Annotated in this window: 25 protein-coding genes; 16 read left to right on the forward strand and 9 right to left on the reverse strand. The window is 30.4% G+C overall.

The window, feature by feature from the left end:
- Positions 1-88 precede the first annotated feature (88 nt).
- From RSC72_RS02100 to RSC72_RS02115, 4 genes are all read left to right on the forward strand, one after another.
- On the forward strand, positions 89-3,202 hold the full coding sequence (locus tag RSC72_RS02100) for a UvrD-helicase domain-containing protein (protein ID WP_332544714.1): 3,114 nt from the start codon (positions 89-91) through the stop codon (positions 3,200-3,202).
- A complete protein-coding gene (uvrC, locus tag RSC72_RS02105) occupies positions 3,199-5,004 on the forward strand; it encodes an excinuclease ABC subunit UvrC (RefSeq protein WP_332544712.1) in 1,806 nt (601 codons plus the stop codon). The genes RSC72_RS02100 and uvrC overlap by 4 nt, the downstream gene beginning before the upstream one ends.
- Positions 4,985-5,425 (forward strand): hypothetical protein, encoded by a 441-nt coding sequence (locus RSC72_RS02110; protein ID WP_332544710.1) that lies wholly within the window; start codon positions 4,985-4,987, stop codon positions 5,423-5,425. Before uvrC ends, RSC72_RS02110 begins: the two co-directional genes overlap by 20 nt.
- A gap of 88 nt (positions 5,426-5,513) precedes the next feature.
- The gene (locus RSC72_RS02115) at positions 5,514-6,011 is read left to right on the forward strand and encodes a DinB family protein (protein WP_332544708.1); all 498 of its coding nucleotides are present in this window, start codon (positions 5,514-5,516) and stop codon (positions 6,009-6,011) included.
- Positions 6,012-6,313: 302 nt separating this feature from the next.
- Here the strand turns inward: RSC72_RS02115 and gcvT are convergent, their stop codons facing one another.
- Together gcvT and RSC72_RS02125 are read right to left on the reverse strand one after the other, a co-directional pair.
- Positions 6,314-7,390: a glycine cleavage system aminomethyltransferase GcvT gene (gene gcvT, locus RSC72_RS02120; RefSeq protein ID WP_332544706.1), complete on the reverse strand. Its 1,077-nt coding sequence runs from the start codon at positions 7,388-7,390 to the stop codon at positions 6,314-6,316.
- Positions 7,391-7,468: 78 nt separating this feature from the next.
- Positions 7,469-7,831: a hypothetical protein gene (locus RSC72_RS02125; protein WP_332544704.1), complete on the reverse strand. Its 363-nt coding sequence runs from the start codon at positions 7,829-7,831 to the stop codon at positions 7,469-7,471.
- A gap of 43 nt (positions 7,832-7,874) precedes the next feature.
- On the opposite strand from RSC72_RS02125, the gene RSC72_RS02130 reads away from it, so the two are divergent.
- The 3 genes from RSC72_RS02130 to RSC72_RS02140 all read left to right on the forward strand — a co-directional run bounded on the left by RSC72_RS02130 (position 7,875) and on the right by RSC72_RS02140 (position 9,439).
- On the forward strand, positions 7,875-8,549 hold the full coding sequence (locus RSC72_RS02130; protein ID WP_332544702.1) for a YiiX/YebB-like N1pC/P60 family cysteine hydrolase: 675 nt from the start codon (positions 7,875-7,877) through the stop codon (positions 8,547-8,549).
- 114 nt (positions 8,550-8,663) lie between these two features.
- A complete protein-coding gene (locus RSC72_RS02135; RefSeq protein ID WP_332544700.1) occupies positions 8,664-8,975 on the forward strand; it encodes a GIY-YIG nuclease family protein in 312 nt (103 codons plus the stop codon).
- A gap of 281 nt (positions 8,976-9,256) precedes the next feature.
- Entirely contained in the window at positions 9,257-9,439 is a 183-nt protein-coding gene (locus RSC72_RS02140) for a hypothetical protein (protein WP_332544698.1), read from the forward strand.
- On the opposite strand, the gene RSC72_RS02145 is transcribed toward RSC72_RS02140, so the two are convergent.
- The 4 genes from RSC72_RS02145 to RSC72_RS02160 are packed head-to-tail and all read right to left on the reverse strand — an operon-like array spanning position 9,436 to position 11,564.
- The gene (locus tag RSC72_RS02145; protein ID WP_332544696.1) at positions 9,436-9,888 is read right to left on the reverse strand and encodes a peroxiredoxin; all 453 of its coding nucleotides are present in this window, start codon (positions 9,886-9,888) and stop codon (positions 9,436-9,438) included. The two genes, RSC72_RS02140 and RSC72_RS02145, sit on opposite strands and share 4 nt — an antisense overlap.
- Positions 9,885-10,295, reverse strand: coding sequence for a 6-pyruvoyl trahydropterin synthase family protein (locus tag RSC72_RS02150; RefSeq protein WP_332544694.1), 411 nt, complete (start codon positions 10,293-10,295; stop codon positions 9,885-9,887). Before RSC72_RS02150 ends, RSC72_RS02145 begins: the two co-directional genes overlap by 4 nt.
- A 12-nt stretch (positions 10,296-10,307) precedes the next feature.
- A complete protein-coding gene (gene idi, locus RSC72_RS02155; RefSeq protein ID WP_332544692.1) occupies positions 10,308-10,823 on the reverse strand; it encodes an isopentenyl-diphosphate Delta-isomerase in 516 nt (171 codons plus the stop codon).
- Positions 10,824-10,850: 27 nt separating this feature from the next.
- Entirely contained in the window at positions 10,851-11,564 is a 714-nt protein-coding gene (locus tag RSC72_RS02160; protein WP_332544690.1) for a biotin--[acetyl-CoA-carboxylase] ligase, read from the reverse strand.
- A gap of 93 nt (positions 11,565-11,657) precedes the next feature.
- Here RSC72_RS02160 and rsfS point away from each other — a divergent pair, with 93 nt between their 5' ends.
- From rsfS to RSC72_RS02190, 6 genes are all read left to right on the forward strand, one after another.
- The gene (gene rsfS, locus RSC72_RS02165; protein WP_332544688.1) at positions 11,658-12,026 is read left to right on the forward strand and encodes a ribosome silencing factor; all 369 of its coding nucleotides are present in this window, start codon (positions 11,658-11,660) and stop codon (positions 12,024-12,026) included.
- 24 nt (positions 12,027-12,050) lie between these two features.
- On the forward strand, positions 12,051-14,063 hold the full coding sequence (gene ftsH / locus RSC72_RS02170) for an ATP-dependent zinc metalloprotease FtsH (protein WP_332566136.1): 2,013 nt from the start codon (positions 12,051-12,053) through the stop codon (positions 14,061-14,063).
- Between the two features lie 127 nt (positions 14,064-14,190).
- Entirely contained in the window at positions 14,191-14,796 is a 606-nt protein-coding gene (locus RSC72_RS02175; RefSeq protein ID WP_332544686.1) for a hypothetical protein, read from the forward strand.
- Positions 14,797-14,798: 2 nt separating this feature from the next.
- Entirely contained in the window at positions 14,799-15,647 is an 849-nt protein-coding gene (locus RSC72_RS02180; protein WP_332566135.1) for a phosphatidate cytidylyltransferase, read from the forward strand.
- On the forward strand, positions 15,644-16,294 hold the full coding sequence (locus RSC72_RS02185) for a phosphatidylserine decarboxylase family protein (RefSeq protein WP_332547101.1): 651 nt from the start codon (positions 15,644-15,646) through the stop codon (positions 16,292-16,294). Before RSC72_RS02180 ends, RSC72_RS02185 begins: the two co-directional genes overlap by 4 nt.
- Positions 16,295-16,380: 86 nt before the next feature.
- On the forward strand, positions 16,381-16,644 hold the full coding sequence (locus tag RSC72_RS02190) for a hypothetical protein (protein WP_332547099.1): 264 nt from the start codon (positions 16,381-16,383) through the stop codon (positions 16,642-16,644).
- A gap of 1 nt (position 16,645) precedes the next feature.
- On the opposite strand, the gene RSC72_RS02195 is transcribed toward RSC72_RS02190, so the two are convergent.
- Together RSC72_RS02195 and recR are read right to left on the reverse strand one after the other, a co-directional pair.
- On the reverse strand, positions 16,646-17,716 hold the full coding sequence (locus RSC72_RS02195; RefSeq protein ID WP_332566134.1) for a glycosyltransferase family 2 protein: 1,071 nt from the start codon (positions 17,714-17,716) through the stop codon (positions 16,646-16,648).
- A complete protein-coding gene (gene recR / locus RSC72_RS02200) occupies positions 17,716-18,330 on the reverse strand; it encodes a recombination mediator RecR (RefSeq protein WP_332547021.1) in 615 nt (204 codons plus the stop codon). Before recR ends, RSC72_RS02195 begins: the two co-directional genes overlap by 1 nt.
- A gap of 105 nt (positions 18,331-18,435) precedes the next feature.
- Between recR and RSC72_RS02205 the strand changes: the two genes are divergently transcribed.
- Entirely contained in the window at positions 18,436-19,965 is a 1,530-nt protein-coding gene (locus RSC72_RS02205; protein WP_332547022.1) for a sodium:solute symporter, read from the forward strand.
- Positions 19,966-20,208 (forward strand): hypothetical protein, encoded by a 243-nt coding sequence (locus RSC72_RS02210; protein WP_332547024.1) that lies wholly within the window; start codon positions 19,966-19,968, stop codon positions 20,206-20,208. It abuts the gene before it with no gap.
- A gap of 61 nt (positions 20,209-20,269) precedes the next feature.
- Here the strand turns inward: RSC72_RS02210 and RSC72_RS02215 are convergent, their stop codons facing one another.
- A complete protein-coding gene (locus RSC72_RS02215) occupies positions 20,270-20,647 on the reverse strand; it encodes a hypothetical protein (protein WP_332547026.1) in 378 nt (125 codons plus the stop codon).
- Positions 20,648-21,138: 491 nt separating this feature from the next.
- On the opposite strand from RSC72_RS02215, the gene RSC72_RS02220 reads away from it, so the two are divergent.
- Positions 21,139-21,984 (forward strand): transketolase, encoded by an 846-nt coding sequence (locus tag RSC72_RS02220; RefSeq protein ID WP_332566132.1) that lies wholly within the window; start codon positions 21,139-21,141, stop codon positions 21,982-21,984.
- Position 21,985 lies beyond the last annotated feature (1 nt).

The following is a 21,985-nucleotide window of genomic DNA, read 5'->3' on the forward strand; positions in this document are numbered from 1 at the left end:
AATGACTTCCTTTTTTTGTACGTCATTGTTTGGCTTTTCAACTTTTTATTCTTGTTGTAAATTATTAACTTTCTGAAAAATTTAGATAGTGTTACAAGCAGGTGATTTCAAAATTTACAATGCATCCGCTGGTGCAGGTAAAACATACACTTTAGTAAAAGAATTTATTTCGTTATTATTAGCAAATGAAAGCAATTATCATTTCGAACATATATTGGCTATAACTTTTACAAACAAAGCCGCAAACGAAATGAAAGAGCGTATTATAGAAACACTCGAAGAAATTGCTAAAAACCCAAATCCTACCGAAGATTTTTATATTACAGAGTTAGCCAAAGAGTTAAATCTGAAACCAGAAATCATCAAAATAAAGGCGCACAATATTCTGATTACTATTTTGCACAATTACTCTAAATTTTCTATTTCTACAATCGATAAATTCAATCTGCGTCTAATGAAATCTTTTGCGCAAGATTTAGGCCTTTCCATGAATTTTGATGTAGAAATGAATACTTCAGAAATCATAAACGAATCTGTCGATTTATTGTATTCTAAAATCGGAGAAGATGAAAAACTGACGCAAACCATGATAAAAATTGCGTTGGATAATATGGATGACAACAAATCTTGGGACATCCGAAAAACACTTTCTTCTGATACTAATGAAATTTCGAATGATCGTCATTTACAAGATTTAGAAAAATTAAAAAACATTTCGTTAGATGAATTTATCAACTATCGAAAAACAATTTATACTGATATAAAAACCTTGAAAGATGGATTAATTCTTGTCGGAAATGACTTTTTTGATCTACTTTCTAACAATGGAATATCAATAAACGAATTACCTGGAAAAAGTAGAGGAATTGCAGGTTTTTTCTCAAAATTGAAAAATTTTGATGGTTTTGGAATGATTTTACCAACCGATGCAAATAATAAGGATATAAATGATGATGGTTATTTATCTAAAGTAAAAGATACAATTGCCGAATCTATTTTTCCAGAAATCAAAAAATTATTCGAAAAAGCTGCAACAATCAATGATCATTTAATTTTGTTGTCTTCTATTCAGAAAAATATTTCATCTATTTCATTAATCAATGAAGTTGAAAAATCGTTAGATACCATCAAAAAAGATTCTAATGTTTTATTAATAAACGAATTCAATACAATTATCAGTAAAAATCTTCAAAATCAGCCCGCAAATTTTATTTACGAAAGAATTGGGTCGAGATACAGTCATTATTTTATTGATGAATTTCAAGATACATCGACATTGCAATGGAATAATCTAAATCCGTTGGTGGAAAATGCACGTGCGCAATCGGATACAATTATGTTAGTTGGCGACGCAAAACAATCTATTTATCGCTGGCGTGGTGGAAATCCAATGCAAATGATAGACTTGATTGAGAGAAAAGATGAAGAAAAAATTCTTGTTGAAGAATTGGAAAAAAACTGGCGAAGTCACGAAAATATCATCCAATTCAACAACGAACTATATTCTTACATTGCGCCACAGCTTAATTTACCTATGTTCCAAAACATCTACGAAATAGGAAATAAACAGCTTGTAAATGATAAAGAAAATGGTTTTGTAAAAATTAATTTCATCGAGCAAGAAGGTCGATCTAAAGATTTATTTAAAGAAAAAAACTTAGAATTAGTTTTAAATTATATTAAAGAATGTCAAGCAAATGGTTTTTCATTAAGTGATATTGCAATTTTAGTTCGTAGTAATGCACAAGGAATTATGTTGGCAAAATTTCTGACCGAAAACGAATTGGTTGTCATTTCTAATGAAGCTTTATTACTTAAAAATTCGTTCGAAATTCAATTGATTGAATATTTGTTCAAAATCACTTCAAATCCAATGGACGAGCAGTCGAAAATCAGATTTTTGATGGTTGCTTATGAGCTTGAATTATTTGTTACAGATGATTTAACAATTACGGTAGAAAAAGCATTGAAAGATGGATTAAAAGCCTTTCTTAAATTAACAAAATCAATCGGAATTGATTTAGATTTTATTCAAGATCAAAATTTATCGTTGTATGATTTTACCGAAAAAACAATCCGAACATTAAAATTAGAAAACCGTTCGCCAGCATATATTTTAAGCTTTTTAGATGTTATTTTAGAATATTCATCTAAAAATGAATCCGATTTGAATTCGTTTTTAGAATTTTGGTCAACAGCAAAAGATAAATCAAGTATCAAGACACCAAAAGGTGTAGATGCGATACAAATTATGACCATTCACAAATCAAAAGGTTTAGAATTTCCAGTTGTTATTTTACCGTTTTTAGATTGGCAAAGTAAAAGCTCTAAAATCTGGATTCCATTGCAAAAAAGCGAAGAAAATCCGTTTGAAACATTTTATGTTAATATCAATAATGATTTAAAAACAATTCAAAACGAAGAAATTAAATCGAAGATTGATGATGAAGAAAACTTGGTTCAATTGGATGAAATTAATACACTTTATGTTGCCACAACACGTGCAAAAGAGCAATTGTACATGATTTCATTAAAACCAAAAGAAAATTCGAGCTCAAAAAATATTGCTAATTTTCTATATGAATTTGTCAATTATAAAGGTTTTCATGAAGATGAAATTATCTTGAAAGGTTCGCCAGAACGCGTTTCTATTCCAAAAGAAAAAGAGCAATATTCTTCAGAATTAACACTATATTCTTCGGATTGGAATACACGTTTGATAATAAATACAAATTCGGAAAAGGCACAACAAAAACTAGCGTTTACAGAATTCGGAAATACAGTGCACACCGTTCTTTCGCAAATTATTACAGCAAAAGATTTGCCTAAAATAATAGAACAAGAAAAACAACGTGGAACTATTTCTGTGGAAAATGTTCAACATCTACAAAATGTCTTGGAAAATATGCTACAAGATGCTAAATTAGTTCCATATTTTGCAGAAGATTTAACGGTGTTGAATGAGCGAGATTTTATAGACGAAAATGGACAAATTTTCAGAGCCGATCGCGTTGTGATTGATCAAGAGAATAAATGTACAATTATCGATTATAAAACTGGTCAACCCGATTTAGATCATCATTTTCAAGTCAATCGATATGCAGATTTTTTCAAATCGTTAGGTTATACTATTCAATCTAAAATATTAATCTATATTGACGATGAACAGCAAAAAATTAATGTTGTAGAGGTAAGTGAATGAATGAAAATATCAAATTAAAACTAGCAAGTTTGCCAGATTCGCCTGGTGTTTATCAATATTATAATAAAAAAGGAGATTTACTTTATATAGGTAAAGCAAAAAACTTAAAACGTCGTGTAAGTTCATATTTTAATAAACAACATGACTCTAAACGTTTACGCGTTCTTGTAAGTAATATTGATACCATAGAAACTATCAACGTTAATTCTGAATATGATGCGTTGCTTCTAGAAAATAATTTGATAAAAGAACACAAACCACGTTACAATATTTTACTGAAAGATGACAAAACTTATCCATGGATTTGTATTAAAAATGAACGTTTTCCTCGAATATTTTCGACACGGAATATCATAAAAGATGGATCAGAATATTTTGGTCCATACTCTAGCGTAAAAACGATGAAAGTTTTATTGGGTTTGATTAAAGAATTGTACCAAATACGAACTTGTAACTACGATTTGAGCGATAAAAATATCGAAAACAATAAATATAAAGTCTGTTTAGAATATCATATCGGAAATTGTTTGGGACCATGCGAAGGGTATCAAACCGAAGAAGAATATAACGAACAAATTTCTGCTATTCGAAATATTATCAAAGGAGAATTTAACGAAGCAAAACAATATTTGACCAATCAAATGATAAAATATGCTTCAGAATTAAAGTTTGAAAAAGCACAAGTTATCAAAGAAAAAATAGAATCGTTGCAAAATTATCAAGCACGTTCTACCATTGTTTCGCCAACCATTACCAATGTTGATGTTTTTTCGATTACATCAGACGAAGAATATGCGTATGTCAATTTCATGAAAATTTATCATGGAGCAATTATACAGTCATATACAGAAGAATGGAAAAAGAAATTGGACGAAACTGATGAAGATTTATTAGAACGAGCAATTATTGATTTTTCGGAACGATTTAATCTTAATTCAAAAGAAATATATGTTCCATTTGAATTAAATTTAGAAATTCCGAATCGTAAAATTACTGTTCCAAAAATTGGTGATAAAAAACACATCATCGATCTATCATTAAAAAATACCCGAATTTATCGTTTAGAACAACTGAAACAAACCAAAATTGTAGATCCAGACCGACATACAAATCGAATTATGAATCAAATGAAAATTGATTTACGATTACCTACCGAACCACGACATATAGAGGGTTTTGATAACTCTAACATTCAAGGAACAAATCCTGTCTCGGCTTGTGTGGTTTTTAAAAATGGTAAACCAAGCAAGAAAGATTATCGCATTTTTAATGTTAAAACTGTTGATGGTCCAAATGATTTTGCAACGATGGAAGAAGTAATAGAACGTAGATATACGCGGGTTATCGCAGAAAGCGAACCTTTACCTCAACTTATTTTGATAGATGGTGGAAAAGGGCAATTAAGTTCTGCACTAAAATCTATTGATCGTTTGGGATTACGTGGAAAAGTTACAGTAATTGGAATTGCAAAACGTTTGGAAGAAATTTATTATCCGAACGATCCATACCCGTTGTATCTGGATAAAAATTCGGAAACACTAAAAGTTTTACAACACGTACGTGATGAATCGCACCGTTATGGAATTACAAATCATAGAAATAGACGAAGTAAAAATGCGTTTAATTCGGTTTTAGAAGAAATAGACGGTATAGGACCACAAACAATTAAAGAATTATTAACAAATTTTAAATCGGTAGAACGAATAAAAAATGCATCTTTGTTACAATTAACAGATGTTATAGGAAAATCGAAAGCTAAAAAAGTAAAAGATTATTTTTCTAATGAAAAACCTACTAATTGATAGAGATTTAACTTCTCTACTGAACAATCCGAAACTACAAGCCATTTTGGCCATTGTTCCAGTCACTTTATTTATACTTGGCTTGTTAAGTTATTTTGGAATTTTCTTTTCTATGTTTAGCACAATTGATGCGCAATTGGGACACATGGGAAATTCTAAATCGCTATTGAGTGCATTATTAGGAAATCTTATTATTTTTATCTTTTTGGTATTAATGAGTTTTTTTACGGGTGTTATTTCATTCGTTTATTTTATTGTACACGCCGTTAAAAATCCTAATTTAATAAAAAGTGATGATCGACTATTATGGATTATTGCAATTATTTTTGGTAATGGATTAGGTATTTTTGTGTATTGGCTTTCTCAAATCAAACGAAAAGATCCTCGACCTATTATAGATTTATACACGGACGAAATTTAAAATATAAACTGCTTTACAATTTAGTAAAGCAGTTTTTTTTTATTCTGTGTTCTCATTTTTTGTACCTTAACTACTAAATCAAAAACATATGAAAATTTTAAAATTATTACAAACCGAATTGAAAAATGAACATCGAATTACAATAGAATTCATGTCGAAATTTCCTGGTGACAAAGTAGATTTTAAGCCACACGAAAAAAGTATGGACATCACAACATTAGCCAATCATATTGTCGAAATTTTTGCTTGGCCAGCACTTATTTTACAGACGGATAAATTAGATTTTGCTGCTGGAGATTACAAACCAACAAAATTTGAAACTTCGGAAGAATTATTAAAAAAATTAGAAGAAGATTACAAAACTGGAAAAACAGCTTTGAAAAAAGCGACAAATGGCGATTTGAAAAAGAATTGGAAAATTACTTCTGGCGATGTTGTATTTGCAGATTATACAAAATACGAAGCTATTCGTCATGCATTAAATCAAATTACACATCATCGTGCGCAATTAGGTGTTTATTATCGTTTAAATGATATTGAACTACCTTCAAGCTACGGACCAAGTGCCGATTCTTCAAATTTTTAATAATAAAAAAGGCTTCTTTAACAGAAGCCTTAAAATCATAATTAGTGTTAATTAATATCACTGATCAGTAATATTGATACTCAAAAATATTAATAATAATATAACATGACAAATGTTATTAAGATTTTTTTAATAATATTTAACATTTTTATTAGATTCGTACAATTACTAATATTTTTTTATTTATTCTTAAATAAAAAACGCTAAAATTAATCATACTTTAATCATAGTTATTAATTCAATTATAAAATATAAAAAAAGCCACTACAACTGTAATGGCTTTCTATTTATTTATCTTTTAATTAGACAAAAGGAGTTTTTACAACTTCTGCTAATACATTTTTATCACGAATCTGAATTCTGATTTTTGTACCAACTTTTGCAAAATCAGTGTGTACATACGCCAAACCGATTCCTTCTTTCAACATTGGCGACTGTGTACCAGATGTTACAATACCTATTGTATTTTCGTTATCATCTACTACTTTATAATCATGACGAGGAATTCCTCTTTCGATCATTTTGAATCCTACTAACTTCTTCTCTACTCCTGCTTCTTTCTGAGCTTTCAAAATATCCGAAGAAATAAAACCTGTATCCAATTTAGTTACCCAACCTAAGCCAGCTTCTAATGGTGTTGTGTCATCGTTGATATCATTTCCATATAAACAGTAACCTTTCTCCAAACGCAATGTATCGCGCGCAGCTAAACCACAAGGTTCAATTCCGAAATCTGCACCAGCTTCCATCACTTTATCCCACATTTCATTCGCAGAATCATTCGCAAAATAAATCTCAAAACCTCCAGAACCAGTATATCCAGTTGCTGAAATAATTACGTTCTCGATTCCTGCAAACTTACCTACAGCAAAGTGATAAAAAGGAATTTCTGCCAAATTAATATCTGTTAAAGCTTGCATAGACTCTATTGCTTTTGGCCCTTGAATTGCCAACAAAGACATATCATCAGATTTGTTTGTCATCTCAACACCAAATGTATTGTGTTTTGTCATCCAAGCCCAATCTTTATCTATGTTAGATGCGTTTACAACTGCCATCCACTCATCATCAGCCATTTTATAGATAATTAAATCATCTACAATACCACCTTTTTCGTTTGGCATTGCATTATATTGTGCCTGACCAATTGCAACTTTCGTTACATCGTTTGTCAATAAATACTGTAATAAATCTGTTGCTTTTTCTCCTTTCAAGAAAAATTGTCCCATGTGAGAAACGTCAAAAACACCAACTTTTTCGCGTACTACAAAGTGCTCTTGGTTAACACCTGCGTATTGTACTGGCATTTCATATCCAGCAAAAGGAACCATTTTCGCACCTAAATCTTTGTGCTTTTGGTTTAATGCAGTTACTTTCATTATTTGTTTGCTTTGAAAATTTTAATAATTATCCCAAAAATAAGGAATTAATTCGTAGAAAAATTGGTCTATAAAATTTTATCTAATTTTATGTATAATTTTCAAATCACCATCTGTCGCTTTATACGGATCAAAACGCATGACAGATTTACCTTTCTCAAATTTGATTTGAAATTTTTCATCAATTTTACCAACCAACTTTTTAGACTGACAATCTTCACAAGGTTTTACAAGAATTGTATCGTTGGTTTTACCTTTTACTTTTACTATTTGATACGAATAATCTTTGTTTAATCTCGATGGAATACTACTCTCTATCGATTTGTGAAAATCATTAATAAAAAAAACACGTCGATCTTTATTACTGCCGATAACAATAGATATACCGACAAAAATCAATAAAACTATAATTGCTATGGTTAATCCTTTTTTTATATCCATCTTTTTGGTTAATTCGTAGTTTAAAAGTAACAATTCAATCCGAATGAAAAAAATATTCGTTTTATTTCCTATCTTTTTACTTCTATTTACATTGACAATGAATAGCTGTACACAAATAAAATCTTTTGCTGAAAAAGAAATTATTTCGCTGAAAAATATAAAAAATGGAGATTTAATCTTTGTTGGCGCGCAAACTGAAGAACTTTCGGGTGCAATAAGTCGTGTTACAAAAATTTCGGAGAAAACAAATTTTGACCATGTTGGTTTAATCGAAAAAACATCAGATTCTATTTTCGTATTACATGCTGCGCCAATGGGTGGTTCGCAACGAGAGGAAATTAATCATTTTTATGCTTCACAAACCGAAAAAAAGAATAAAATTGTCATTTATCGATTACAAAAAGAATATCAAGCAACAATTCAAAATGCAATTACTAAAGCGAAAACAATGCTTGGAAAACCGTATAATTGGTTGTATATCTTGAATGATGATGAATTATATTGTTCTGATTTTGTAGAAAGAGCTTTTAGAAATGATGAAGTTTTTGAATTAATTCCGATGAATTTCAAAAATAAAGAAACTGGAATTATTGATAATTTTTGGATTGATTTCTACAAAAAGAAAGGAAAAGAAGTTCCGCAAGATGAACCAGGAACAAATCCAAATCAGTTAGCAAGTTCAGAAAAATTAACTCGAATTGGGGAATTGAGATTTTAAAATTTTTATGTTTCTCAAATCAAATAGAAAAAACTCTTCGACAAGCTCAGAGTGACAGAGATTTTTAAAAACTAATTTGTCATTCTGAGCCTGTCGAAGAATAAATCTAAATTTATGAAAAACTTGTATTTTGTCTATATTATTAAATGTTCTGATAATTCGTATTATGTTGGAATTACAAACAATCTCCTAAAAAGAATTAACGAACATAATAGCGGAATAGACTCTTATAGTTACACGTATTCGAGAAGACCAGTAGAATTAGTTTTTAATCAAGAATTCATTGATGTAAACGAAGCGATAATTTTTGAGAAAAAATTAAAAGGTTGGAGTAGAGCAAAAAAAGAAGCATTGATTAATAATAGATTTGAAGTTTTACCTCTATTATCAAAAAGTAAAAAAGACTCTTCGACAAGCTCAGAGTGACAGAACTTTTTAATAAACTAATTTATCATTCTGAACTTGTCGAAGAATAATTAAAAATAAGATGCAATTCTCAAATCAAATTCAAAACAACATCGAATCTGTCAAGCTGAAGTTATTTCAACTTCGCATTAAAATTTAATCAAAAATAATAGAAAAAACTCTCGACAAGTTCAGAGTGACAGAGTTTTTCAATAAATTATTTTGTCATTCTGAGCTTGTCGAAGAATAAAGCTTAATACAATTCATCTTCTCATAAAATAATTAATCCCTATTTTTACCACATGAAACAAAACATCATTTACAGTATTATTTTCTTTTTCGTGTTATTCGGACTGAAATATTTATTTGATAAAAGCGATGTACAATCTATGCTGGTTTATTCGGCAATTGGGACGGTCATCTTTTTTATATACCGTGTTGTCATCAGAAAAATGTTGTACAAGCAAAAAGACCAAGAAAACTAATTTTCTTGGTCTTTTTTTATTACTTCCATCGATTGCTCGATGTGTATTGTTGCGTTATTTGAAACGATGTGTTCTATTAACATTCCTCGTTTATTGAATACAAAAGTTTCGCGCGGTGTGATTAATCCAAATGTTTTTTTCACACCTAATCGTTTGGTCAACTTTCCTCCTTTATCCGAAAGTAACGGGAAATTAAGTTGATGTTTGGTATAAAATTTCTCATGAGATGATGTTGATTGTCCATTAATCCCGATAATTATAGCATCTAACGCATTGAAATCTGCATTTACATCACGAAATTCACACACTTCTTTGGTACAAGTTGGCGTAAAATCCATCGGGTAAAAGAATAGTACAAAGTATTTTTTATATAAAAATTCATCCGAATTGAACCAGTTTCCTTTATTATCTTCCAACGAAAAAGTTGGTATATGTTCACCTAAATTCATTTTCCGTCGTATTCTACAAAGTTGCGTGGTGTTTCGTATAGTGTAACTTTCAATTCTAAATCTGAAGCTAATTTTGCTCTAATTTTATTCCAAATCAAAATCACAATATTTTCTGCTGTCGGGTTTGTATTTTTAAATTCTTCTATATCAATATTCAAGTTTTTATGATCCAAATAATCTTCCACTTCAACCTCTATAATTTTTCGTAATTCGTCCAAATTCATCACAAAACCAGTTTCGGGATCAACTTCTCCTTTTACCGCAACTATAATTTCGTAATTATGACCATGAAAATTTGGAAATGAACATTTTCCGAAAATTTCTAGATTTTTTTCATCACTCCAATTCTGATTAAACAATCGATGAGCAGCATTAAAATGAGCTTTTCTGTTTACAGTTACTTTCATCTGTTTATATTTTTAGGCTTCTATATACGAAACGTAATTTTCAAAAATTATTTTGAACCAAGCGGTATAATTTTGTGGATTTTTTTCGATATCTTTCTTCAAATCCATCAAATCAACCCAACGATACGCCATTACTTCATCTGGATTTAGTTGTGGTTCTTCATCAAAAGTTCCGATAAAAACATGATCCAATTCGTGTTCTGTCAAATTATTATCCAAATGTGCTTTATAAATAAAACTAAATTTGAATTCTAAATCGCAATCAAATCCCATTTCTTCTTGCAAACGTCTGTGCGCCGCTTGTTCGTAAGTTTCGTTATCGCGCGGATGACTGCAACATGTATTTGTCCATAAAGTTGGCGAATGATATTTACTTGCAGCACGTTGCTGAATCATCAATTCGCCATTAGAATTGAACACAAAAACTGAAAATGCGCGATGTAACAAACCTGCGACATGCGCTTGTTGTTTTTCCATCAATCCTAATTTTTGATCATCTTGATCAACTAAAACCACGAATTCTTTCATCTAACAAAAATAACCTTTTATGTGTGATTAAAAAAGAAGTTCTATCTCTTTGTGTTTAAATTCTCTTAACTGATTATCTATTTCGATAACCAAATTCCCAGCTTCATTTACATCTCTAATTATACCGTCTACTTCTACTCCATCTAATTTGAATTGTGAGATTTCATCTTTTCTAAAAAGATTATTTAAATAAGTTTTATGAATCAAATTGAATTTCTTTTGTTCTAAAATGTGGTATTCTTTTTGGAAATTCGTCATCAAATCTGTCAAAATTACTTCGATGTCATATTGTGTGTCAGTAATATTTTTTAATGAAGAGGCTTTTGGTAAATGATTAAAATCAGTTTGATTGATGTTAATTCCTATTCCAATAATTGAATGCATAATATGATTAGAACGGTGATTTTCGATTAAAATACCACAAACCTTTTTATCGTTCAAAATAATATCATTTGGCCATTTTACATTACTTTTTGGGTGAAATTGTTTTAAAAACAGGCAAATTGTGTTCGAAATCCATTCGTTGAAATAAATTAATTCTTGAAAACTATAATCTGTTTTTAACAAAAAACTAAAGGTTAAATTTTCTCCATCTACAACTTTCCACTCATTTCCAGCGTAACCTTTTCCTTTGGTTTGATTTTTAGCATGTATGACAGTCCAACTATTGGCATCTTTTTTGGATAATTCCATTAGAAATTCGTTGGTATTAGGCAAAGAGTCAAAACTTATCAAGTTCATTTTTATAATTAATTTTATCTAGTGGTTAAAGTTATTTTAAAAAGTTCATAGTTTGGTAAGGATTCACTAAATTTGCCAATTACAAAATAAAAGATGGTAGATACACAATATACAAAAGACTTGCTAGATAGCATTGTTGATGGAATAACAAACGTTAAAGGAGAAGAAATTACAATTTTAGATTTAAGAGAAATTGAAAATGCTTTTTGTGAATACTTTGTAGTTTGTACAGGAAATTCGAACACACAAGTAAGTTCTTTAGCTGGTTCTATAGAAAGAACCGTAAAAACTGAAATGGGAGAAAGACCTTTCCATATAGAAGGAAAACAAAATAATCAATGGATTTTAATGGACTACACACATGTAATTGTTCATATTTTTCAAAAAGATCAAAGAGAATATTACGATATCGAAAGTTTATGGGGTGACGCTATAGAAACTCGTATCGAAATGGAATATTAATCGTAAAACTGAAACCAAAATAAATTGAAAAAAAATAATTTTAAACCATCGGGGTTTAATCCTACGTGGATTTATGCCATTATTGGGTTATTGCTGATTGCCTTTTTATTATTTTCTGATAATATTGGCGGAATGGGTGGTCCAACCAAAAATATAGACCGTACGACTTTCCTTAGCTATGTACAAAAAGGCTACGTAAAAGAAGCTGATTTAGAAAAGGAAACTGGTAGAGTAAATATTTTTTTGACAGACGAAGCTCTAAATAAAGAAGAGTTTAAAAAATTCAAGAAAACTGACAACGGTTTATCTAGTTTTGGAGGTCCTTCAGCAAACTTTACATTTAATGTAGCTGATGCAGGAAATTTTGAAAAAGATTTTTATGCTAATGTTGAAAAAAGCCCAAATAAAACAGCAAAACTAAATACGGTTGTCTCAAGCGGATTTAGTAGCTTATTCACTAATCTTTTTATAACTTTAATTTTCTTTGGCTTAATCTATTTCTTTTTATTTAGAAAAATGGGCGCTGGAGGATCTGCAGGTGGAAGCGGAGGAATTTTCTCAGTAGGAAAATCTAAAGCTAAATTATTTGAAGGAGATGATCACATCAAAACAACATTCAAAGATGTTGCTGGTTTAGAAGGAGCAAAAGAAGAAATCGAAGAAATTGTAGAATTCTTAAAAAACCCTGATAAATTCACAAAATTGGGTGGTAAAATTCCAAAAGGAGCATTATTAGTAGGACCTCCGGGTACTGGTAAAACTTTATTAGCAAAAGCAGTTGCTGGTGAAGCTAAAGTTCCATTTTTCTCTTTATCAGGTTCAGATTTTGTTGAAATGTTTGTAGGTGTTGGTGCATCTCGTGTTCGTGACTTATTCAAAAATGCTAAAGAAAAATCACCATCAATTATTTTTATTGATGAGATTGATGCAATTGGTAGAGCACGTGGAAAATCTAATTTTACAGGATCTAACGACGAACGCGAAAATACATTGAACCAATTATTAACAGAAATGGATGGTTTTGGTACAGAATCTAACGTTATTGTAATTGGAGCAACAAACCGTTCGGACGTTTTAGATAAAGCATTATTACGTCCAGGTCGTTTTGACCGTATCATCAATGTTGATTTACCTGAATTAAACGAACGTAAAGAAATTTTTCAAGTTCATTTACGTCCTTTAAAATTAGGAGAAGATGTTGAAGTAGAATTTTTAGCAAAACAAACGCCAGGTTTTTCTGGTGCAGATATATCTAATGTTTGTAACGAAGCAGCTTTAGTTGCTGCGCGTAAAAACAAAGAAGTTGTAGAAAAACAAGATTTCTTAGATGCTGTCGACCGTATTATTGGTGGATTAGAGAAAAGAAGTAAAGTTATCAAACCTTCAGAAAAAAGACGTATCGCTTATCACGAAGCAGGTCATGCAACTATTGGTTGGTTAACAGAGCACGCAGCTCCACTAATCAAAGTAACAATAGTTCCACGTGGACGTTCTTTAGGTGCAGCTTGGTATTTACCAGAAGAAAGACAAATTACAACGACAGAACAAATGTTAGACGAAATGTGTATGACAATGGGTGGTCGTGCTGCAGAGCAAGTTGTATTAGGTAATATTTCTACTGGTGCATTAAGCGATTTAGAAAAAGTGACGAAACAAGCTTCTGCAATGATTAGTATCTATGGTCTGAACAAAGAAATTGGTAACGTATCTTACTATGATTCTTCTGGACAAAATGAATACGGCTTTAGTAAACCATATTCAGAAAAAACAGCTCAAATCATAGATCAAGAAGTTAAAGCAATGATTGAAGCGCAATACGAAAGAGCAAAACAAATTTTAGTAGAAAATCGTGATAAACTAGATATTTTAGCTGATAAATTAATAGAAAAAGAAGTTATTTTTAGAGAAGACTTAGAAGAAATTTTCGGAAAAAGAGAATTTGTAAACGAGTTAGATAAAGTTGAACAACAAGAGGAAGATGCAATTAATGCAAATCCAGAACAAGTTATTCAACCAGAATCTGGAAATGATATTTAAAAAATAATCAATACTGTTAAAAAAATCGTCTTATTTAGACGATTTTTTTTTTGCTTATTATTATATTGACAATTTTCATTATCTTTAAAATTAAATTATGTAATTTCGCATTAAATCATGAGTATTCATGTGGAAAGCAATTAAAAACCTACTAAAAAAAGCAAATCAACAATCTGAGAATAAATCGGAGGAAAATCATATTGATTTATTTCACCCGAATTATACTGAGAGTAATGCTTCTATGGACGAAATTTTCGCGACCAATTTTAATGCTGGTGGTGGACATTTTCTATTTTGCGATAATAATGACGAGGCTTTTCAGAATTTAAAAGAAATTGTAAAATACGAAAACGTAACTGAGTTGATTTGTTTAGACAAACAATTGCAGCAAATCTTAACAACTATAGATGTGCCTTTTGTAGAAAAACTAAACGATTCTCGCTACACATTAAGTTTTCTTAATTGCGAATTCTTAATTGCTTTTGATGGTAGTATTATGCTTTCGGCTCATCAAACTTGTGGAAGAAATATAGACGATTTTCCGACAAATTTTATTATCTATGCACGCCCTTCGCAACTTGTTGAAAATGTTGGCGCGGCTTTACAAAAATTACGAACACTAAAAAAAGACAATCTTCCATCTAAAATTACTTCGATTCGAGGAAAAAATATGCACAAATTTCCAAATGTACAGAATGCGAAGAATATTTATTTGTTATTGGTTGAAGAATAACCATGAAAAATTTAGCAATTAGAGCTTTCTCTGGACTTATCTACGCGATTATTATATTTCTAGGCACAACAATCCATCCAAAAGGATTAATTACTTTGATGATCGTTTTTGGACTTTTTTGTTTGTACGAATTTTTTAAAATCACAAAACTTACTTCTAAAATTTATCAATTAGGAGCTTTATTAGCTGCCTTAATTGTATATGGTTATTATGGAAAAGAATTTTTAGAAGCCTTCGAAACTTCTAATCATTATTATTTTCACTTAAAAAGTCTTTACTTTATTATACCTGTTTTATTTGTTTTTAGTATTTATATCATATTTAAATCTACAAATGAATTATTAAACGATTTTGGAAAAGCAACTTTAGGCTTAACCTACATTATTGCTCCATTCGCTTTAGCACTAACTTTACCTAGTTTTGATTACAACTTAGGAGAAAAGGTAATGCACTACGAAGTATTCTTTGTTTTTTTATTACTTTGGTGTAGCGATACATTTGCCTATTTAACAGGAAACTTAATTGGAAAACATAAATTGGCACCAAAAATTTCTGGTGCAAAAACATGGGAAGGCTTTTTTGGAGGAATTGTTTTTACAATTTTAACAGGATTTTTGATTCAAAAATATTTTGGAGAAAACTTACACGGTAATTGGATGATTATCGGGTTAATTGTAGCTGCTTTAGGTCCAATTGGTGATTTGACAGAATCTAAATTAAAACGTTTTTTCGATGTAAAAGATAGTAGTAATTTAATTCCAGGTCACGGAGGTTTTTTAGATCGGCTAGATAGTTTTATATTTGTCGTTCCATTTATCTATTTATATTATTTACTAGTATATACTTTATGAAGCTTCACAGAGAAGGAACAGCTATTTTAATTGGTTGCCTAATTTTATTTGCAATCTTAACGGGAGTATTAAATTACTTTTTCCCAGTTTATGGATTATTCTTTGCATTACCATTATGGATCTTATATGGATTTATTGTTTGGTTTTTCCGTAATCCAATTCGAGAATCTGATTCATCAGAAAATTGTGTCATTGCACCAGTTGATGGAAAAGTAGTGGTATTAGAGGAAGTTTATGAAAGCGAATTTTTGAATCAAAAATGTATTCAACTTTCTATTTTCATGACACCACTTAATGTACATGTCACTCGTTATCCTGTAAATGGAAAAGTTATTTATTCTAAATATCATCCAGGTAAATTTTTGGTTGCATTTCATCCAAAATCATCAGAATTGAATGAAAGAACAACTGTAGTTGTAGAAAATGCAGATCATACAAAAATATTATTTAGACAAATTGCAGGTGCTGTTGCACGTAGAATTGTTTGTTATAGTAAAGAGAATGATGATGCTGTTGCTGGAAAAGAGTACGGTTTCATCAAATTTGGTTCTCGTGTAGATATCTTTTTACCATTAGGAACTGAGATAAATGTAAAAGTTGGAGATAAAACAAAAGGTGGAATTCAGAAAATTGCACTATTGAAATAAATCAGTTAATTAACTCAATGTTTTTAACTAATTTTGTCAAAACAATTATCAAACATAATATATCCTTACAATAAATTTTGTACGACATGAAAAAATTAACTCTTATAATAGCTTTAGCTGCATTTGCAACTTCTTGTAATTCTAAGCCAGGTGTTAATCACGGTGTAGTTAAATTAGAACACGAAACTGCTACTGCTGAAGAAATGCACCATAAAACTCATGCTGCTGAAGAAGCACATGAAGGACATTCAAAAGAAGCTAAACACGAAGAAAAAGCAGAAGCTAAAGATTCTACAAAAACTGTAGAAACACATGTTGCAGAAAAAAAAGATAGCGTAGCTAAAAAATAATCTAAATACGAATAATCTTTTTGTCATCTCCAATTACATAATTTTTGTTTTTGGGATGAATATAAAAAGAAGTATTTGATGAGTTGTATTGCGATATAGTCGACAATATTTCTTTATAAGAAAATCGTTCAGCGTCTAAAACAATGTTTTGTTTGCTTTGATTTTTAAGTTCAGAAAGTTGATTTATCCAATTCAACTCATTTTTATTTACCTCAACTTTTATTCGATTAGATTCATTTGAGAAATTAAATTTTATTATCGAAATCAAATATTTCAGTGCAATACCACTTCTTAAAACTTGATAATTTATCCAGTTTTTTTGGTAATATTTAGAAAGAAATATCATCATCGCTTCAAAAAATATTTTAAAATATTTTTTATCTCGTTTTGTACTCTCGCCTTTGTAGTGTAAAACTGTAATATCACCTATATAACAATTTGTGTATCCTGCTAATTCTGCACTATACGAAATATCAATGTCTTCTCCGTACATAAAATAGTGAGCGTCAAATCCGCCAATTTGCTTATAAATTTGCTTTGTTGTGAATATAAAAGCACCAACCAAAATTTCGCAAGGTGCAGTTTCAAATTCATCAACTTCTAACTTATAATAATTATTAACTGTCGATGAATTAAATCTTTTAAAAAGCTTCGAAAATGAGTTTTTAGCTGTCGGAATATTACGCTTAGATTCGGGATGAAAGTTTCCATTTGTATCAATTAAACGAACACCAACTAATCCTATCTTTTCTTTGGATTGATGAAAATCGATTAATTTAGGAAATATATCTTCGGGAATAATTGTATCAGGATTAAGAATCAAAATATAATCGCCCAATGCGTTTTCTACACCAATATTATTCGCTTTTGCAAATCCTAAATTTTCTGATTGTAGTAAATAGTTAACATTAGGATAGTTTTTTTTTAATGACAAAAAATCAATTTCTGACGAATTGTTATCGACCACTATAATTTCACCTTCAAAATTCTTAAGTGCTTCTTGACACGAATCAAGACAAATTTCTAAATGTTTAGGTGCATTATAACTTACAATAACAATTGATAATTTCATTAAAATTTATTTTCGGTGTACGGTATTCGATGCTGAATAGAGCGAACCAATGTTGCCTCATCTGCATATTCTAACTCATCACCTACTCCTAAACCTCTTGCTATTGTCGAAAAAATAATTTGTGTATTCTTTAATTGTCGATACAAATAGAAAACCGTTGTATCACCTTCCATTGTAGAACTTAAAGCAAAAATTATTTCTTTCACACTCTCATTCTGAACGCGGTCAATTAAAGTTTGAATATTTAATTGTCCAGGTCCAACTCCCTCCATAGGTGAAATCTTTCCTCCTAGAACGTGATATTTACCTTTAAATTGTCCTGTGTTTTCTATTGCCATCACATCACGCACGTCTTCTACCACACAAATCACGGATTCGTCACGCAACGGATTAAGACAAATTTCGCAAATATCTTGGTCAGAAATTGTATGACAATGTTGACAATATTTTATATCAACCATCAAATGTGAAAGAGCTTCGGACAAAGCGACAGTTTGTGATTTTGGTCTATTTAGCATGTGTAAAACCAGTCGTAAAGCCGTTCTTTTTCCTATTCCTGGTAAATTTGACATTTCTTCTACAGCTTTCTCTAAGACCTTACTTGGGTAATTCATTTCAAAAAATTAAGTACAACAAATTTACAATTATATCTCCTAAAAATTAATATGTCGTGATATGTTCAAAAATAGTAAATTTGAAAATATTTACTCTAATAAATTATGAACTCAACAATTTTACTCCTTTGTGTAATTGTATACTTTGTAGGACTTTTAATCATCTCGTATTTCACAAGTAGAAATTCGGATAATCAATCATTCTTTAACGGAAATAAAAAAAGTAAATGGTGGTTGGTTGCTTTCGGAATGATAGGAACAAGTTTAAGTGGTGTAACATTTATATCCGTTCCGGGAACTGTCGGAAAACTTACTGGTTCTGAATACATTTATGGCGGATTCGAATATTATATGATGGTTATCGGATTTTTCCTTGGTTATTTTATTGTAGCTGGCGTATTACTTCCGTTGTATTATCGCATGAATTTGACTTCGATTTATACTTATTTGGGCAAACGTTTCAATGTTGAAGCGCACAAAATAGGTTCGGTTTTCTTCATTATTTCACGTGGAATTGGCGCAACCGCTCGTTTATATTTAGTCGTTAATGTTTTACAAATCTTTTTGTTAGATGATTTAGGCGTTCCATTCTGGGTAACAACGTTTATCTTATTATTAATGATATTGTTATATACTTTTGAGGGTGGTGTAAAAACAATTGTTGTGACAGATACTTTACAAACTTCTTTTATGATTATTAGTTTGATTGCTTGTATTTGGTTTATCCTATCGCATCTCAATCTATCTATTGGAGAGGCTTACGAAGTAATGCAAGCAAAAAATTACACACATTTTATTAATCTTGATCCAAACTCGAAAACATTTTTTTTGAAAACTATTTTAGGTGGAATGTTTATTACAATTGCAATGACTGGGCTTGACCAAGAAATGATGCAAAAAAATATTTCGGTTGATAATTTACAGAACTCAAAAAAGAATATGTTGACGTTTGCTGGAACTTTGCTTATTGTTAATTTAGCCTTCCTTTTCTTAGGTGGTTTGCTTTATTTATACGCAATGCAAGAAGGTGGATCTTATAGTGCAGATGGTTTCTTTATGGCGCAAAGTACACAAAATATTATGGGTGACGACATGTTTCCTGCTTTGTCTTTATCTGGAAGTCATTTTCCTATGATTATCTCTATTATTTTTATCATTGGACTTATTTCTGCTTTATTTCCTTCTGCCGATGGTGCATTAACAGCCGTTACAAGTTCGTACTGTGTCGATTTATTGAACATTAATGAAGACAATACGAAGACTGAAAAAGAAAAAAAGAAAATCAGAATTAGAGTTCATTTAATTTTTACAATCGTTTTCTTTATCTTAATTATGATGTTCAAGGTTATTAACAATAAATCTATTGTGTATCTCGTGATGGAGGTTGCAGGTTACACGTATGGACCATTGTTAGGATTATTTGCATTCGGAATTTTGACTAAACGAAATATTTACAAAAAATATTCTATCATCACTGTGGCAATTTTAGCGCCTATATTTACTTATATTATCAACGAATTAGTCATAAATTTTAGTGAGTATAGAATTGGAGTAGAATTAATCATCTTAAATGGTTTATTAACATTTATCGGATTATGGTTGGTAAGTTCTAATCGTCAAAAAGAATTGAATTAAATGGAAAAGAAATTAAAATTAATCTGGGATTTTTATGGTCCTGATGCTATACCAACGGCTAAACATCATGCAATTCATTTGAAACAATACGCTGAAAAAGAAAATTTACAAAACTCAATTTCAGAATTTGTAGAAGTTGAACCAGAATATGCTGTCGCTTATTTGGTTGTTGTAGAATCGGAAATGTTGAAAGTTCGTGATGCGCTTATTCCACATCGTGGCGAATGGCATGTAGACAAATAATTTAAGAATAAATAAAAGACGGAGATATTTCTTCGTCTTTTATTTATCTAATATATTCAACTTATTTTTTTTTGATATCTTTTTTAACATCTTTATAAGTATCACTTACTGCATCTGCTCCTTTTTTAGCTGTTTTTTTAGTCCATTTTTTTGCCTTTTTCAATCCTTTTTTAGTTGCTTTTGCATCTTTCTTAGCAATTTCAGCTGTCCATTCTGCACCATCTTTTACTCCTTCCTTGGTTGCTTTCGCTCCTTTCTTTACAGTTTCAGCTGTCCACTCTGCTCCATCTTTCACTCCTTCCTTAGTTGCTTTTGCTCCTTTATCTACAGCATTAGTAACGGCTTTTACATCTTTTTTAGCATCTTCTTTTACAGTTTGAGCATTTATCATTACTGTTACAAAAAGAACTGAAACGATTGATAATAGTTTCTTTTTCATAGTTTTATTTTTTTAAAAAAAATTAATGAAATAGTAATAGCATAAAATAAGCCAAAAAAAATCACATCAAATTTTATAACCTTTAGACTTATTTTACATATTTATTTATAATCTCAATATTCAGCAGATATAGATTAACTTTTATTATTCTCTTGTGCATTTTAAATTAAAATTCGTCAGTTCGAGTGATTTTTAGAAATGACACTTCGATAAACTCAGTACAAGAATGAATAAAAATTGTATCGAGAATAGAATCTTATCTTCTAAAATCTTATTCTCGATAAAAAATTCTTTCAGAATCACACTCGAATTAACGATTTAATTGCTAAAATTAGCAAAATGAACAACGGGTTATTATTAATAATTTCATTCATATTTTTTTATTTTCAAATCTTCTGTAAAATCTATTCCCTATTTGTAGTGATTTATGTTCAATGATTTTTTTGGCGTATAAAAAAGAATTATTTTTGTTCAAATTATATAAACAAACAATGACACTTCAAGAACTTCAAACACAAGTACAACAAACAAGAAGAGATATTTTGAGAATGGTACATGCCGTAAACAGTGGACATCCAGGTGGTTCATTAGGCTGCGCAGAATTTCTTACTGCATTATATGGCAATGTAATGTCACATTCTACAGATTTCTCTATGGACGGAAAAGGAGAAGATTTATTCTTTTTATCAAACGGACACATTTCACCAGTTTTCTACAGCGTTTTAGCTCGTTCGGGATATTTCCCTGTTAGCGAATTAGCAACATTCAGAAAATTAGATTCTCGTCTACAAGGACACCCAACAACACACGAAGGTTTACCTGGAATCAGAATCGCTTCTGGATCTTTAGGACAAGGTTTATCTGTTGCTTTGGGCGCTGCACAAGCAAAAAAACTGAACAACGACAACAAATTAGTTTACACATTACACGGTGATGGTGAATTACAAGAAGGTCAGGTTTGGGAAGCTTTTATGTACGCTGCAGGAAAAAAAGTAGATAACGTAATTGCTACAATAGACTATAACGGACGTCAAATAGATGGAGACACGGACCAAGTCTTACCATTAGGCGATCTTAAAGCTAAATTAGAAGCTTTTGGATGGATTGTTTTAGAAGAAAAAGATGGAAACAATTTAGAAAAAATTCTTACCATTTTAGATGAAGCAAAATCATTAACAGGAAACGGAAAACCAGTTTCTATTTTATTACACACAGAAATGGGTAATGGAGTAGATTATATGATGGGAAGCCACTCTTGGCATGGTAAAGCTCCTAATGATGAGCAATTAGAAAATGCTTTAAATCAAAATCCTGAAACGGAATTAACTGATTACTAAT

Source organism: Algoriella sp., from assembly GCF_036647415.1.
GTDB lineage: Bacteria > Bacteroidota > Bacteroidia > Flavobacteriales > Weeksellaceae > Empedobacter.

Coding starts and splice junctions, on each gene's coding strand:
- uvrC (WP_332544712.1), top strand. CDS start 3,199: ATGAATGAAAATATCAAATTAAAACTAGCAAGTTTGCCAGATTCGCCT.
- RSC72_RS02110 (WP_332544710.1), top strand. CDS start 4,985: ATGAAAAACCTACTAATTGATAGAGATTTAACTTCTCTACTGAACAAT.
- RSC72_RS02115 (WP_332544708.1), top strand. CDS start 5,514: ATGAAAATTTTAAAATTATTACAAACCGAATTGAAAAATGAACATCGA.
- gcvT (WP_332544706.1), bottom strand. CDS start 7,390: ATGAAAGTAACTGCATTAAACCAAAAGCACAAAGATTTAGGTGCGAAA.
- RSC72_RS02125 (WP_332544704.1), bottom strand. CDS start 7,831: ATGGATATAAAAAAAGGATTAACCATAGCAATTATAGTTTTATTGATT.
- RSC72_RS02130 (WP_332544702.1), top strand. CDS start 7,875: ATGAAAAAAATATTCGTTTTATTTCCTATCTTTTTACTTCTATTTACA.
- RSC72_RS02135 (WP_332544700.1), top strand. CDS start 8,664: ATGAAAAACTTGTATTTTGTCTATATTATTAAATGTTCTGATAATTCG.
- RSC72_RS02140 (WP_332544698.1), top strand. CDS start 9,257: ATGAAACAAAACATCATTTACAGTATTATTTTCTTTTTCGTGTTATTC.
- RSC72_RS02145 (WP_332544696.1), bottom strand. CDS start 9,888: ATGAATTTAGGTGAACATATACCAACTTTTTCGTTGGAAGATAATAAA.
- RSC72_RS02150 (WP_332544694.1), bottom strand. CDS start 10,295: ATGAAAGTAACTGTAAACAGAAAAGCTCATTTTAATGCTGCTCATCGA.
- idi (WP_332544692.1), bottom strand. CDS start 10,823: ATGAAAGAATTCGTGGTTTTAGTTGATCAAGATGATCAAAAATTAGGA.
- RSC72_RS02160 (WP_332544690.1), bottom strand. CDS start 11,564: ATGAACTTGATAAGTTTTGACTCTTTGCCTAATACCAACGAATTTCTA.
- rsfS (WP_332544688.1), top strand. CDS start 11,658: ATGGTAGATACACAATATACAAAAGACTTGCTAGATAGCATTGTTGAT.
- RSC72_RS02175 (WP_332544686.1), top strand. CDS start 14,191: ATGTGGAAAGCAATTAAAAACCTACTAAAAAAAGCAAATCAACAATCT.
- RSC72_RS02180 (WP_332566135.1), top strand. CDS start 14,799: ATGAAAAATTTAGCAATTAGAGCTTTCTCTGGACTTATCTACGCGATT.
- RSC72_RS02185 (WP_332547101.1), top strand. CDS start 15,644: ATGAAGCTTCACAGAGAAGGAACAGCTATTTTAATTGGTTGCCTAATT.
- RSC72_RS02190 (WP_332547099.1), top strand. CDS start 16,381: ATGAAAAAATTAACTCTTATAATAGCTTTAGCTGCATTTGCAACTTCT.
- RSC72_RS02195 (WP_332566134.1), bottom strand. CDS start 17,716: ATGAAATTATCAATTGTTATTGTAAGTTATAATGCACCTAAACATTTA.
- recR (WP_332547021.1), bottom strand. CDS start 18,330: ATGAATTACCCAAGTAAGGTCTTAGAGAAAGCTGTAGAAGAAATGTCA.
- RSC72_RS02205 (WP_332547022.1), top strand. CDS start 18,436: ATGAACTCAACAATTTTACTCCTTTGTGTAATTGTATACTTTGTAGGA.
- RSC72_RS02210 (WP_332547024.1), top strand. CDS start 19,966: ATGGAAAAGAAATTAAAATTAATCTGGGATTTTTATGGTCCTGATGCT.
- RSC72_RS02215 (WP_332547026.1), bottom strand. CDS start 20,647: ATGAAAAAGAAACTATTATCAATCGTTTCAGTTCTTTTTGTAACAGTA.
- RSC72_RS02220 (WP_332566132.1), top strand. CDS start 21,139: ATGACACTTCAAGAACTTCAAACACAAGTACAACAAACAAGAAGAGAT.